A 13,136-nucleotide genomic window follows, 5' to 3' on the forward strand; every position below is an offset into this window, starting at 1 on the left:
CGACATGAACCGGGTGCGGAGATATCTGCCGGACGCCCTGCTGGCGTGTGCGCTGGCGGGCATCGGCCTGATCGGCACGGCGCCGGCGGGCCGCAACCAGGGCATCGACTCGGTGCCCGGGTGGGCCTACGTCCTGGTGGTCGCGGCGGCGCTGGCGATGGTGGCCCGCCGGTCCGCGCCGGTCGCGGCGCTGACGGTCTGCGCGGCCGCGGTGGGCGTCTACCTGCTCGGCGGGCAGCCGTTCGGGCCGATCCTGCTGAGCCTGCTGGTCGCGGTCTACTCGGTCGGCGCGCACCGGCCGCTGCGGCAGGCGGCCGCCGCCGCGGCGCTGGCGTTCGCCGCGGTGATCGTCGGCGGCCTGATCGGCGGCGGCCTGAGCCTGGACTCGGTGGCTCCCCCGCTCGCCTGGGTGGCCGGCCCGCTCGCGGTGGGCGTCACCGTGCGCGTCGGGCGCGAGCAGCGGGTGCAGAACCGCCGCGACGAGGCCCGCCGCCTGGCCGACGCCGAGCGGCTGCGGGTCGCCCAGGAGGTGCACGACGTGGTCGGCCACGGCCTCGCCGCGATCAACATGCAGGCCGAGATCGCCCTGCACCTGCTGGCCAAGCAGCCCGGGCAGGCGGAGGCGGCGCTCACCGCGATCAGCCGCACCAGCCGCGAGTCCCTCGACGAGCTGCGCGCCGCCCTCGGCGCGGTCCGCCGCGGCGACGACCTCGACGACCGCTCCCCGGCGCCGGGGCTGGCCCGGCTGCCGGAGCTGGTCGACCGCACCCGCTCGGTCGGCGTTCCGGTGACGGTCGAGCTGGCCGGCCGGCTGGAGTCGCTGCCCGCGGCGGTCGACCTGGCCGCCTACCGGATCGTGCAGGAGTCGCTGACCAACGTGCTGCGCCACGCGGGCACCGCCTCGGCGTCGGTCTCGGTCGCCCGTACCGACGAGGACGTGACCGTGTCGATCAGCGACACCGGCCGGGGCGGCCCGGCGGCCGTCACGCCGGGACACGGGCTCGCCGGGATGCGCGAGCGGGTCGCGGCGCTCGGCGGGTCGCTGACCGCCGGGCCCCGGCCCGAGGGCGGGTTCGCCGTGCTGGCGACGCTGCCGGTGCGCCGGTGACCGGGCCCGCCGGCGACGCCGCCGGCCCGATCCGCGTGGTCCTCGCCGACGACCAGGACCTGGTCCGCATCGGCCTGCGGGCGCTGCTGGAGAGCGAGGACGACCTGGTCGTGGCCGGCGAGGCCGCCGACGGGCTCGGCGCCGTCGAGCAGGCCCGCACGCACCGGCCCGACGTCGTCCTGATGGACGTGCGGATGCCCGGCATCGACGGCATCGAGGCCACCCGCCGGATCGCCGCCGACCCGGCGCTGGCCGGCACCCGGGTGATCGTGCTGACCACCTTCGAGGTCGACGCCTACGTGTTCGACGCGCTCCGGAACGGCGCCAGCGGCTTTCTCACCAAGGACACCAAGCCGGCCGAGCTGGTCCGCGCGATCCGCCTGGTCGCCGGCGGCGAGGCGCTGCTGTCGCCGTCGGTGACCCGGCGGGTGGTGCGCGAGTTCGCGGCCCGGCCGGCCCGGGTGCTGCGCCCGCACCCGCGGCTGGACACGCTGACCGACCGCGAGCGCGAGATCGTCGGCCTGGTCGGCGAGGGCCTGAGCAACGACGAGATCGCGGCCCGCCTGACGGTGAGCCCGGCGACCGCCCGCACACACGTCAGCCGCGCGATGGTGAAACTGCACGCCCGCGACCGCGCGCAACTGGTGGTCTTCGCCTATCAGTCCGGGCTGGTCGACTAGATCCACAGGCGACACGCTCCCCGTTGTTCGACCTTCGGCGTGACGGGGCCGTCCGAATGGCCGTCATTCGGCCGGGTGAAGTCCGGGGAAGCGCATTCGGACCCGGCTATCCGAGCCATTCTTGTGAATGGCCGCCCGGCGCCGCCCGCCCGCGCTCACGCACCGCCGTCGAGCTGCGAATTCCGATCTCATCAAGGGACCGGACGGCCCGTACCACGCGGCCTTTGCGGCTACCCCGGACGTGTCCTGTCACCCGTCCGGTGTCAACCGCGGACATTCGGCCATTTACGTGATCCCCGGCCGCTGCTTTACCTTTTGGTTTCCGGCGGCGTGACCCGACCGGTTCGCAGTGCATTCCCTCTTCAGCCGAAAACCGCCGCCAAGATCGGAGAAGCCGCATGAGTCCGGACCCGCGTTTCGAGCGGGCCGTGCTCGGCGCGTTCCGGTCCGCGGTCGAGCGCTACTGCGCGGTCGTCGTCACCGGCGACGTCGACCCGCGCTCGCTGCGGATCTCGGTCACCGTCGCGACCCGTACGCCGATGGGCCGCGACTTCGCCGGCAAGGTCCACCGCATCGTGCACCCGTCGACCCACCGGTGGCTGCCGCTGGCCCGGGTCGTCTCGGTGGTGTGCACCGTGGACCCGGGCCTGCCCGAGGATCCCGGCCACCGGTTCCTGATCCAGCCGCCGGCCCTGCCGGCACCGAGGCAGGCGCTGCCGCAGACCCGGATCGAGTCGCAGGAGGTGCCCGTGGCGCCGGCGCAGCCGCCGCCGGAGACCGTGCACCTGACGCTGCGCTACGGCGCCGACTTCCACTGGGTCTGCCACCTCGCGTCCGCGCCCGGCTGGGTGCCGCTGGGCCGCTGGACCGGCAGCCGGCACGACGCCTCGGTGCGCCTGCCCGAGTACGCCACGTTCCTGCCCCGCGGCGAGCTGGTCTACCTGCGCCACCAGGGCCACCAGGTGGAGTTCGCCCGGTCCCGGGTCCGGCCCGCCTACCTGGTCCGCATCGACGGGACGCCGCTGCGCGCGAACGGCCGGCCGATAGCGGCCGGCCCGGCGGGCTCGATCGAGTACGCGGACGGCGCCGCCTCGTCGACCCGGCTCGACTACCTACTCGCCTGGGACGGTGGCCGTGGCTGACGAGCAGGAACCCGCGATGGTCATCGACCTGAGCGGGCCGCACTGGCACGTCCAGCTCACCGTCGCTCCACCGCCGGCCGCCGACCGCAAGTCCGTCGACTTCGACGTGCCGCTGATCGGCGCCGGGGAGTCCGGGCAGCTGCGCCGGATCCGCACCGAGGTCATCTTCACCACCGCGACCAACGAGCGCAGCGGCTGGCAGAACTGGCACGTCAAGATCTACGGCTGCGCCGACCTCGGCGACGCCGAGGCCCTGCGCCAGCACCTGCACGAGCAGGCCAGCGCGCTGCAACGGGCCAACCAGTACCTCGGCGACCACGCGCACCGCACCCCGATCGAGCCGCCCTGGGCGGTGGTGCCGGTGCAGGTGGTCCGCGGCGACGGCCAGCTCGAGAAGTTCTCCGGCGCGGTCACCACCCGGCTCGGCACGCCGTCCGATCTGGTCGTCGCCCAGCTGGACCGCCGGCTGCCGTCCTGGATCGGCGAGGGCGCCCGCCCGGACCTGTACCTGCTGGCCGTCTCGCCGCAGATCGACCTGCTCCGGTGGGAGGCGCTGCGGCGCTGGCCCGGCACCGAGCACCTGATCGACTTCCGCCAGCTCGCCGCCGGCCTCGACCAGCTGCACCAGCTCAAGTGGGCGCACTGCGACCTCAAGCCGGACAACGTCTGCTGGTGCACGTACCAGGAGACCAGCGGCTACGTGCTGATCGACACCGACGCGGCCACTCAGGCCGACCCGCCGCCGCCGGTGCTGCGCGGCACCGAGCTCTACGAGTACGGCGGCCTGCGCCGGATGCGCACCGACCCGTCCCGGGCCTGGCGGCTGACGCCCGGACTGCTCTACGCGCAGGACCGGTTCGGCCTGATGATCGTGGTGCTGTGCGCGCTCGCCGGCCGGCACTGGGTGGAGACCACCCTGCTGAACACCGACCCCGACAACCCGTACCAGCGGGTCGCCGACAGCGAGGCGGCGGTGCGCAAGGCGCTGGGCGAGCACTGGCCGGATCCGCGCTGGGAGCCGCTGATCGCGGTGCTGGCCGAGCCGTTCGGGACCGGGCCGCGCGGCCAGCTCGCCCTCGAGGCGTCCCGGCCGTGGGCCGAGGCGTGGCTGGCCGAGGTCATCGAGGCCGAGCAGCGCTGCGACCGCGACCGGCCCGGCGGCCCGGCGCCGGCCGGCACCGAACTGGTACCCGAGTACGCCGGCCACATCGAGGCGGTCCGGGCGTACGCGCAGCGCGGCCCGGCGACCCGGCCGGAACGGGTGCACCGGGCGTACGACGAGATCGGCGCCCGGGCGCAGGAGGTGGCGCTGCGCCAGGCCGTGCTCTGGTCGTCGATCTGGTGTGTGAGCTGCGTCGCCGTCGCGGTGGCGCTGGGTCTTCTGGTGGGCGGGGGATGAGATGACCGATTCCTGGCGCGTGGCGCTGCGTGAGCGGGTGGCCCGGCGGTGCGGCGAGCCCGACAAGCACTTCGCCCGGTACGGGTACACGTTCGGCAACTGGATCGACGCCGCACCCGGCGCCCGGCTGCCGGCGTTCCATGAGGTCGAGGCCGGCGTCGCCGACTACCTGAAGGTGGCCGCGCAGACCGGCCGGCAGCTGGGCACCGCCGCCGGCCTCGTGGTCGGCGGCGCCGCGGCGACGCTGGTGTTCCTCGTCGTCTGCGTGGTCGCCTGATGCTGTGGTCCAGGACGCCGCCGGCGACCGAGGACCCGTCGGAGCGCTTCGGCAAGGCCTGCCCGGTCTGCCGCCAGCAGCTCGGTAGCGGCGCGCCCCCGGTCGACCGGCAGACCGGCCGGTTCCTGATGCCGCCGTCGTTCCGGCTCGAGGTCGGCGCGCCCGACGGCCGCAACGGCCTGCCGTGGCGGGTGATGATGCTGGCCGGCAACTACCGGCCGGCGGAGTCGACCGACCCGGTCTTCAACGAGCACGAGATCGACTTCAGCTACCTGCTGTGCGGCGGCGGCCACATCTTCCCCGACGCGGCGCTGGTGTTCCACTCCGGACCGGCCCGCGGCGCCGACAACGTCCAGCAGAAGATCGACGACTGGAACATGGTCGCCGCGATGGGCGCGCCGGCCAGCGGCAAGACCTACCTGCTGGTCCGGATGCTGCGGCAGAACCTCGACAACCTGACGCACTGGAGCGCGCAGAACGACCCCGGCCGGATCCGGCTGCGCAAGCTCAGCCCCCTGGAGGAGCTGCCGCTGACCGCCCGGATCAGCAAGTACAACGAGACCCGCAACACCGGCGAGGCGATCCAGCCCACCGGCACCGACCGCCAGGCGACCCCCGCCGGCATGCTCGACGACCAGCTCCGCGACGCCCTGGGCGCGATACAGGAGCTGATCCGCCGCACGGTCGTCGACGGCGAGCGCCGCGCCAAGCAGTGGGGCCGGCAGTTCCGCCAGCCGCTCGTGCTGCGCACCGACACCGGCGACCGGCGCACCTGGACCGGGGTCGCCGACCTGCCCGGCGAGCTCTTCGACGAGCAGGGCACCAACCGGCGCGAGGCCGGCATGCTGCGCTCGTTCGACGCCCTGCTCTGGGTCGTCGACCCGGCCGTCGCGCCGAACGCCACCGACTGGATGGCCACCGAGTCGGTCACCGAGGAGCGCCTGCTGCTCAACGGCAGCCTGCGGCCCGGCACCGTCAGCGCGTACGGCGCCGAGGTCGTGCGCGGCAACCGCGAGTCCATCCAGGACGGCATCGGCGAACAGATCACCATGGTCGACGGGCTCTTCGCCACCGACGAGGGCCGCCCGCTGCAGATGCTGATCGCCATCACCAAGTGCGACCTGATCCGCGCCGCGCTGGAGAGACCGGGCCTGAGGTTGTACGACATCGGCGCGGCCGGCGACGTCGAGCGCGGCACCGCCAGCTACCTGGCGTTCGCCGTCGAGCGCTGGGCGCAGCGCAGGACGCCGGCCGACCCCGGCGCCGCGCAGCTGCTCACCTACCTCTGGGGCGCCAGCTCGACCGAGCCCGCCGTACGGCAGCGCCGCGCCGTCCAGGTCGCCCGCGGCCTGCTCGACCACTTCTCCAAGGCCGACGAGTTCTGGAAGCTCGTGCACGTCGGCACCGCCAACGAGGTGCACATCCCCGGCGGCGACGTGATGGCCGAGGTGCCGCAGCACATCCGGGTGCCGTCGATCGACGAGCACCTCGACAGCGCCCTGCGGCCCGGCTCCGACGCGCAGATCCTGCTCCGCGACCTGATCATGTCGGCGGTCGGCTGCGGCCTCGCGTACGGACTCGGCCAGCAGAGCGCCCTCTACCGCATGCACCGCGAGCCCTGGATCACGCTGCGGTTCTTCCTCTGCTCGCCGCTGGCCACGGTGCCGATCGCGGTGGACGACGTCCGGCTCAAGCCGCTCGACCCCCGCAGCCGCTTCCCCCGGGTCGAGGACCGTGCCGCCGCACTCACCCAGCTCCTGCTCGCCGTACTCGGGAGGGCCCGCCGATGAGCACGTCGATGATCATGGTGCAGTGGGCGGACCTGACCGGCCGCGGCTTCAGCCCGCACGAGGTCGGCCCGCCCGCGCCCCGGGAGTACTGGGCGGCCGCCGAGCGCCTGCTGCAGGCCGACCTGAGCCAGCCGCCCGAGGGCATCCGCTCGACCGTCGGGCACCCGATCTGGACGCTGCGCCGCGTACAGGTGCAGGGCCGGTGGCTGTGGTGCTTCGTCGTGCAGGGCCGCCGGGGGCCGTTCGGGGTCGCCGGCACCTGCCGGTTCGCGTTCGCCACCGAGGACATGCCGGCGCTGCGGGCCTGGACCGCCGGCAGCGAGCTCGCCGCCGGCGACCAGGGTCTTCCGCCGGTGCCGCACGACGCGGCCTGGTTCGAGCGCACCGTGCTGCAGGTCCTCGGCGGCGTCGTGGTCCGGCAGTCCGCCATACCCGTCGCCGGCGGCCCGGCCGAGGCCGCGGCGCTCATCCCGGCCGCGCTCAAGGTCCTGCCCGAGCGCCAGTCGCGCGCCTGGTCCTGGACCACATGCATGCTGCAGCGCCCCGACTCCGCCGACCTGCGGGTGGTGTCCGGCGGCTGGCCCGACGAGTTCCGGCGCAGCGAGCCGAACCGCGCCGAGTCCATCGACCACTGGTTCCGCCGCGGGCCGGTGAGCGAGGACGAGATCAAGGCACACCTGACCCGCGCCGACGTGCGCCGCGGCTTCGAGTACCTGGTGCACTACGCCAGCACCGGCAAGCGCCCGGAGCCCGAACTGCTCAGCGGCGACCACTCGCTCGACGAGATGCTGATCGAGCTGGGCCACGCCAACCACGTGCCGGACTGGCCCGACGTACCGTCCATGCTGGAGACGCCCGGCGGGGTCCGCCGGCTGGCGGCGAACCACCGGAAGCTGGTGCGGCAGTGGGCCGGGAAGGAGCCCGCGGCGGCGATCGCCCGGCTCCGCGCCGACTTCGCCGCCCCGCTCGCCGAGGAGGTGCTCGCCGGCGCGGTCGCTGCGCAGGACGACACCTCGGAGAACCTGCTCGGGCTGCCCACCGCCGAGGCGCCCGAGCTCACCGACTGGCACGACCATCTCGCCGCGCTGCTGCTGAGCTGCTACCGGCAGCCGGACAGGCTGCGCGAGCACACCCGCCAATGGATCACCCCGCTCGGGGTGCTCGGCAACGACCGCGACCTCGCCGCCGCCCGGGACTGGCTGCTCAAGCTGGGCCTCACGCCGGGCGACGACCCCGAGCACTTCCCGGCGAGCCCGGACATCGTCATCGGCGAACTCAACCATCACCACCAGTACACGCCGACGGCCGACGCCGAGCTGAACCTGACCCGCAACCCGCTGGCCCTGCTGGTCTCGCTGGCGGGCGAGCTGCAGCCGCTGCCGGCCGACGAGGTCGCGACGATGCTGTGGATAGCCGCGTCCCGGCACCCCGGCCGCCCCTCCGAGGCCCGCCTGCTCCAGCCGCTCACGGCCACGCTCACCCGGGCCGGCCTGCGCGGCAAGGCCGACGAGGGGTGGGTCGCCGAGCTGCTCCGCACCGTCCTGGCGCAGCCCTCGGCCCGGCGCACCAACCGGCTCAAACGCATCATGTGGGGCGCCCTCGAGGCGCTGCTCGACCTCGATCCGGACGCGCCGCGCACCCGGCCGCTGGCCGAGCGTTGCCTCGTCATCGGCTACGACAGCGCGCCGCACGACGTCGCCACCGCGCTGCGGCTGGCCAAGAGCCGGTTCACCCCGGTCGAGCCGCCGCGGCGGCTCCGGTCGCCGGACGACGAGGACGCCGGGCACCCGGACCGCGGCTGGCCATCCTGGCTGCGCTGGTTCGACGGTCATCCGCGGGAGCAGGCGCTCACCTGGCGGCACGTCTTCGTCCTCGGCGCCGGCCTGGCGGCCGCGGCGCTCGCGACCTCGGCCGCGATGATCGTCCTGCGGGTCGACCCGGCGCCGGTACGCAAGCAGCCGCAGGCCGCCGCGGCGCCGGCGACCGTCGAGCCGACCATCGCTGCGGCCGAGGCTCCGATCCAGGTCCTCCTGGAGCCGCCGTCGCGCAGCAGCCCGGACGACGACCTGCGCGAGTTCCGGCACCAGCTGGAGCTCAAGGTCTTGCGAAAGGGCAAGCCGAAGAGGATCGAGATCATCGCCTACGGCACCGGCGAGGACCGGGCCAAGAGGCTGCGGGCCATGCTTCAGCACGAGTACCCCGAGCTGCAGTTCGTGAGCATCGGCGCGTGGGCGAGCCAGGAGAAGCCGCCCGCCGGGATACCGGACGGCTCGCTGGTCGGCAACTTCTACTTCCAGACCTGAGCCCACCCGCGGCGAAAACCCATGCATTTTCGATTTATGACCGCAGCACGGCGGGAGGGCTACGGGGCTCTGCGGGCCCTCCCGCCATGACCGTCTACTTGAAACGCCAGCGCGGCACGGTGCCCTCGCCGTCGCCCTCGTTCTCCGGCGGCAGCGCCAGGTGCGTCTCCTGCCCCGCCGCCCGGGTCGTCGACTCGTCCGCCGGCCAGTCCTGATAACCGGAGCGGTCCGCCTTGGCCCGCCGCGGACCCGGGAACCGCAGCGTCCGGCGGGTGGCCGGCTCCGCGCCGCCGTTCAGCCGGTGCAGCTCGTCGCTGCGCCACCGGTCCAGCTCCCGCTTACGGATCTCCGTCTGCACGTGCGTCTCCCGGCCGGCGGTCTCCTTGCGGATCTCCTCCTGCCGCGCCGCCTGCGCCTTGAGGTCCTGGCGCTCCTGCTCCCGCTCGAACTCGATCCTGGCCCGCGCCGCCTGCACGTCGCTCTTCTCCGCGGTCGCCAGGATCTCGTCGTACGCGGTCGCCGGCCCGATGTTGAGCAGGAACTTGGTCAGCACCGGCAGGATCTCGATCGCGGTGATGAACAGCAGCAGGGTCAGGTACGCCGTCTTCAGCGTCGCGTTGCTGTCGGTGATCTGGCTCAGCGCCTCGAGCTGGGCGAGCAGGCCCCGGTCGTTGCCGCTGTCGATCAGGTAGCGGTCCTCATCGGCCTGCTTGAGGCTCTTGAGCCGCGCCAGCTCGGATTCCTTCTTCGCCAGGTCGGACTGCGCGGTCGCCTGCTCCTTGGTGCTGGTCGCCTTCTGCCGCTCGAGGGCGTCGCTCTTCGACCGCTCGAGCCGCTCCTTGGCGGAGTCCCGCTGGTCGCGCAGCTCGGCGGCGGCCTTCAGCTTCGTCTTGTACGCCGGGCCGCCGCCGCGCTGCCCGGTGCCGTCGGTCCCGTCGAACTCGGCGATCGCGGCCGCCCGCGCGTCGTTGTACCGCTTGTCGAGCTTGTCGTACTCGGCCTGGTCCCGCTTCACCGCGGCGTCCTTGCCGACCAGATCCTCGATCAGCGAGCCCGCCGCGACCTGTTGCAGCCTGGTCACCTCGGCCTGCAGACCGGGAATCACCGCGAAGCGGGAGTCGGTCTTGAGCTTCTGCTCGTAGGTGTTGCGCTCGACCTGCCGGGTGACGGTCAGCTGCGCCTGGATCTCCTGCTGGAAGATCCACAGCACCAGCGGCGTCGAGACCACCGCGCCGATCACCAGCGCGAGCAGGATGCGGGGCACCAGCGTGGCCAGGTTCTCCCACCAGCGCTCGCGGCGGCCCGCCGCGGCGACGAGCCACCGGTCCAGGTTGGCGATGGCGAGCGCCCACAGCAGGGCGATCACGGCGGAGGCGAGCAGCGGCGCGCGTACCCCGGAGTGCAGGGCGAAGCCCGCGGAGAGGCCGGCCATGCACGCGGTGGTCAGGACGATGCCGCCGAGCCCGGAGAACTTGCGTTTCTCCCGTGGGCTGCGCGCCAACGTGTCGGGATCGGCGCCGGAGAGCCAGATCAGCAGGCCTCGACGCGGGGGCGTCCGGTCCTTTTGTGTACGTGCTGCCACTTGGTCGTCGACTCCCGTCGGGGCCACCACAAAGCGTCGGAACCGACCTCTGGGTGTCCACTATCTCCGGCCGCACCCGGCGGGGAAATCCCCCGTAGGCGTGGCGCCTGCCGGTGATCAACGACGGCCGCGCGCGGCGGTTATCCGCCGTTCGGACAGCCCTCGACGACCGACGGCCCGTCCACCCGGTACGGGCGGAACGGGCCGTCGGCAACGCTCGTGGTTCAGGCGGGCAGTCCCCAGCCGGTCAGCAGTTCACCCGCCTCGTCCGAGCCGGCCTGCACCTCGCCGCCGTTCCAGTACACGCCTGCGAGCAGGCGCAGCGCGTCCACCGGCGTACCGGATCCGGTGAGCTTTCCGGGCGCCAGCCGCCAGCCGCCGAGCTCCTCCCGGGGTGCCGGGATCCGGGCGGCCTCGGCCTCGCCGAACAGCCCCGACAGGTCGGCCGCCACGTAGGTCGGGCGGCGCTGCTGCGGCGCGTGCAGCAGATCCGCCGCCCCGCTCACGCCGGTCAGCACGAGCAGGCAGTCCATGCCCGCGCCGACGGCGCCCTCGATGTCCGTGTCGAGCCGGTCGCCGACCACCAGCGGCCGCGCGGACCGCGACTGCGCCGCCGCGGTCTCGAACAGCGCCGGGGCCGGCTTCCCGACGATCACGTCGGGATCCCGGTTCAGCGCCGTGCGCAGCACCGACACCAGCGAGCCGTTGCCCGGCAGCGGGCCGCGCGGGCTCGGCAGGGTCCGGTCCGTGTTGGTCGCCATCCAGAGCGCGCCCGCCCGTACGGCCAGCGACGCCTCGGCCAGGATCCGCCAGCCGACGTCGGGCCCGTAGCCCTGCACGACGGCCGCCGGGGTGTCCTCGAGCCGCTCCACCGGGGTGAGGCCGGCGTCGCGGACCTCGGCCCGCAGCGCCTCCGCGCCGACCACCAGCACGGGAGCCCCCGCGGGCAGCCGCTCGGCGAGCATGGCCGCCGCCGCGCCGGCCGAGGTCAGCACCTCGTCGGCGGAGGCGGACACGCCCATGCCCGTCAGCAGTGCGGCGACGTCGGCGGCGCGCCGCGACGCGTTGTTCGTCGCGTACGCGATCGCCGTGCCGGCCGCGCGCAGCCGCTCGACCGCCTCGGCCGCGCCGTCGATCGGCTTGTCGATCAGGTAGACGACGCCGTCGAGGTCGAAGATGACCAGGTCGTACTCGCCGACCAGGCTCACGCCTCGGTCTCCTTCCCGCCGCGGGTCCCGTCGCTGTCCTCGTCCTCGTCGTCCTTCACGGCCTTGTCGTCCTCCGCGGTCTTGTCGTCCTCCGCGGCGCCGTGGGCGACGAACTCGTCGTCACCGGCCTTGCCGGCGACCTCGTCGACCGGTTCGTCCTCGTCGTCCTCGTCCCGGTCGTCTTCGTCGTCCTCATCGGACTCGTCGTCGTGGTATGCCCCGTCGAGGTCGTCGTCCTCGTCGTCGTCCTCGTCGTCTTCGTCCTCGTCGGCGTCCGCGCGGGCCTCGGCCGGGTTGTCGTCCCCGTCCAGGTCGTCGTCCTCGTCCGGGTCGTCGCCCTCGATCGTGACGCCGTCGAGCTCGAGCAGCCGCTCGGCCGCGTCGGTCAGGCTGTCCTGATCGGTGGCCGCCGCCCGGGCGAACCACTCGCGGGACTCGTCCCGCCGGCCCGCGGCGAGCAGCGCGTCGGCGTAGGCGTAACGCAGCCGGGCCGCCCAGTCGGCGTCCTCGTCGGCGGTCAGCTCACGCACCTGCAGCATCGCCACGGCCGCGTCGTGCTGGCCGAGGTCGCCGCGCGCGCCGGCCGCCACGATCAGCAGCTCGATCGCGCCGGCCTTGTCGAGCGCCTCCTTCTCGGCGCCGCGGAACAGGTCGATCGCCCGCTCCGGGCGACCCAGCGCGCGCTCGCAGTCGGCCAGCTCGGCCAGGTGGGTCTGCCGGCCCGTCATCCGGTGGTACGTCCGCAGCTCCGCGATCGCCGTGGTCCAGTCCCCCGCGGCGTACGCGGCGAGGCCGACGGCCTCCCGCACCACCGCGATGCGCGACGCGAGGCGCCGGGCGGCGATGGCGTGGTGCAGCGCGAGCTCGGAGTCCTCGTCGATGATCTGGCCGGCGGCCACGAGGTGCCGGGCGACCCGGTCGGCGGTGTCGCGCGAGAGGCTCAGCAGCTCGGCGCGCACCTCCTTGTCGAGGTCGGTCGCGGCGACGTCCTCGGGCAGTTCCGGCGCCCGGAACGCGGCCTGGTCCTCGCGCTCCACGAAGACGCCCTCCCCGCGGGGCCCACGGTCGTCACGGGAGCGTTCGTCGCGCGGTCCGCGATCGTCACGCGGTCCGCGATCGTCACGCGGTCCACGGTCGTCACGCGGTCCACGGTTGTCGCGGGGGCCACGGTCGTCGCGCGGGCCACGGTCGCGGAAGCCGCCGTCGCGGGGGCCGCGGTCGCCGCCACTGCGGTCGTCGCGCGGGCCGCGGTCGCTGCGGTATCCGGGGCGGTCGCCGCCGCCGGAGCCGCCACGGTCACCACCGCTGCGGAAGCCGCCGCCCTGGGGACGGTCACCACCGCTGCGGAAACCGCCACCCTGGGGACGGTCACCCTGGGGACGGTCGCCGCGGTATCCGCCGGAGCCGCCCTGGAAGCTGCCGCGTGCGCCGCCCTCGGAGCGGTCGCCGCGGTATCCGCCGCGGTCGCCACCCCCGGAATAGCCGCCCCTGTCACGGTCGCCGCCGCTACGGAAGCCACCACCCTGCGGACGGTCACCACCGCTCCGGAAACCACCACCCTGCGGACGGTCACCACCGCTCCGGAAACCACCACCCTGCGGACGGTCACCACCGCTCCGGAAACCACCACCCTGCGGACGGTCACCA

11 protein-coding genes are annotated in these 13,136 nt (G+C 74.1%); 8 read left to right on the plus strand and 3 right to left on the minus strand.

Annotation, left to right across the window (positions count from 1 at the left end; translation table 11 throughout):
* The first annotated feature begins 4 nt into the window (after positions 1 to 4).
* From ACIBSW_RS39945 to ACIBSW_RS39975, 7 genes are all read left to right on the plus strand, one after another.
* Positions 5 to 1,108: a sensor histidine kinase gene (locus tag ACIBSW_RS39945; protein ID WP_354727862.1), complete on the plus strand. Its 1,104-nt coding sequence runs from the start codon at positions 5 to 7 to the stop codon at positions 1,106 to 1,108.
* Positions 1,105 to 1,788 (plus strand): response regulator transcription factor, encoded by a 684-nt coding sequence (locus tag ACIBSW_RS39950; RefSeq protein WP_354727864.1) that lies wholly within the window; start codon positions 1,105 to 1,107, stop codon positions 1,786 to 1,788. Before ACIBSW_RS39945 ends, ACIBSW_RS39950 begins: the two co-directional genes overlap by 4 nt.
* Before the next feature lie 398 nt (positions 1,789 to 2,186).
* A complete protein-coding gene (locus ACIBSW_RS39955; RefSeq protein WP_354727866.1) occupies positions 2,187 to 2,930 on the plus strand; it encodes a hypothetical protein in 744 nt (247 codons plus the stop codon).
* The gene (locus ACIBSW_RS39960) at positions 2,923 to 4,329 is read left to right on the plus strand and encodes a hypothetical protein (protein ID WP_354727868.1); all 1,407 of its coding nucleotides are present in this window, start codon (positions 2,923 to 2,925) and stop codon (positions 4,327 to 4,329) included. Before ACIBSW_RS39955 ends, ACIBSW_RS39960 begins: the two co-directional genes overlap by 8 nt.
* A 1-nt stretch (position 4,330) precedes the next feature.
* Complete coding sequence (locus tag ACIBSW_RS39965) at positions 4,331 to 4,606, plus strand: hypothetical protein (protein ID WP_354727870.1); 276 nt, start codon at positions 4,331 to 4,333, stop codon at positions 4,604 to 4,606.
* A complete protein-coding gene (locus ACIBSW_RS39970) occupies positions 4,606 to 6,396 on the plus strand; it encodes a hypothetical protein (RefSeq protein WP_354727872.1) in 1,791 nt (596 codons plus the stop codon). Before ACIBSW_RS39965 ends, ACIBSW_RS39970 begins: the two co-directional genes overlap by 1 nt.
* Positions 6,393 to 8,699, plus strand: coding sequence for a hypothetical protein (locus ACIBSW_RS39975; protein ID WP_354727874.1), 2,307 nt, complete (start codon positions 6,393 to 6,395; stop codon positions 8,697 to 8,699). The genes ACIBSW_RS39970 and ACIBSW_RS39975 overlap by 4 nt, the downstream gene beginning before the upstream one ends.
* 94 nt (positions 8,700 to 8,793) lie before the next feature.
* On the opposite strand, the gene ACIBSW_RS39980 is transcribed toward ACIBSW_RS39975, so the two are convergent.
* The 3 genes from ACIBSW_RS39980 to ACIBSW_RS39990 form a co-directional block, all read right to left on the minus strand.
* Positions 8,794 to 10,281 (minus strand): DUF4407 domain-containing protein, encoded by a 1,488-nt coding sequence (locus ACIBSW_RS39980; protein ID WP_354727876.1) that lies wholly within the window; start codon positions 10,279 to 10,281, stop codon positions 8,794 to 8,796.
* A 224-nt stretch (positions 10,282 to 10,505) separates the two neighbouring features.
* Positions 10,506 to 11,489, minus strand: a complete 984-nt coding sequence (locus ACIBSW_RS39985) for an HAD-IIA family hydrolase (protein ID WP_354727878.1) — start codon at positions 11,487 to 11,489, stop codon at positions 10,506 to 10,508.
* A complete protein-coding gene (locus ACIBSW_RS39990; RefSeq protein WP_354727880.1) occupies positions 11,486 to 12,448 on the minus strand; it encodes a Replicase polyprotein 1ab in 963 nt (320 codons plus the stop codon). Before ACIBSW_RS39990 ends, ACIBSW_RS39985 begins: the two co-directional genes overlap by 4 nt.
* Here ACIBSW_RS39990 and ACIBSW_RS39995 point away from each other — a divergent pair.
* Positions 12,392 to 13,136 (plus strand): hypothetical protein (locus ACIBSW_RS39995; protein ID WP_404799609.1); only part of this gene is annotated, 745 nt, incomplete at its 3' end. The two genes, ACIBSW_RS39990 and ACIBSW_RS39995, sit on opposite strands and share 57 nt — an antisense overlap.

Origin of the sequence: Actinoplanes sp. NPDC049668, assembly GCF_044465445.1 — a bacterium.
Classification (GTDB): Bacteria; Actinomycetota; Actinomycetes; order Mycobacteriales; family Micromonosporaceae; genus Actinoplanes.

Bases quoted from the DNA above. Each gene is read 5' to 3' on its own strand.
- ACIBSW_RS39945 (WP_354727862.1), top strand. From the start codon at position 5: ATGAACCGGGTGCGGAGATATCTGCCGGACGCCCTGCTGGCGTGTGCG.
- ACIBSW_RS39955 (WP_354727866.1), top strand. From the start codon at position 2,187: ATGAGTCCGGACCCGCGTTTCGAGCGGGCCGTGCTCGGCGCGTTCCGG.
- ACIBSW_RS39965 (WP_354727870.1), top strand. From the start codon at position 4,331: ATGACCGATTCCTGGCGCGTGGCGCTGCGTGAGCGGGTGGCCCGGCGG.
- ACIBSW_RS39970 (WP_354727872.1), top strand. From the start codon at position 4,606: ATGCTGTGGTCCAGGACGCCGCCGGCGACCGAGGACCCGTCGGAGCGC.
- ACIBSW_RS39975 (WP_354727874.1), top strand. From the start codon at position 6,393: ATGAGCACGTCGATGATCATGGTGCAGTGGGCGGACCTGACCGGCCGC.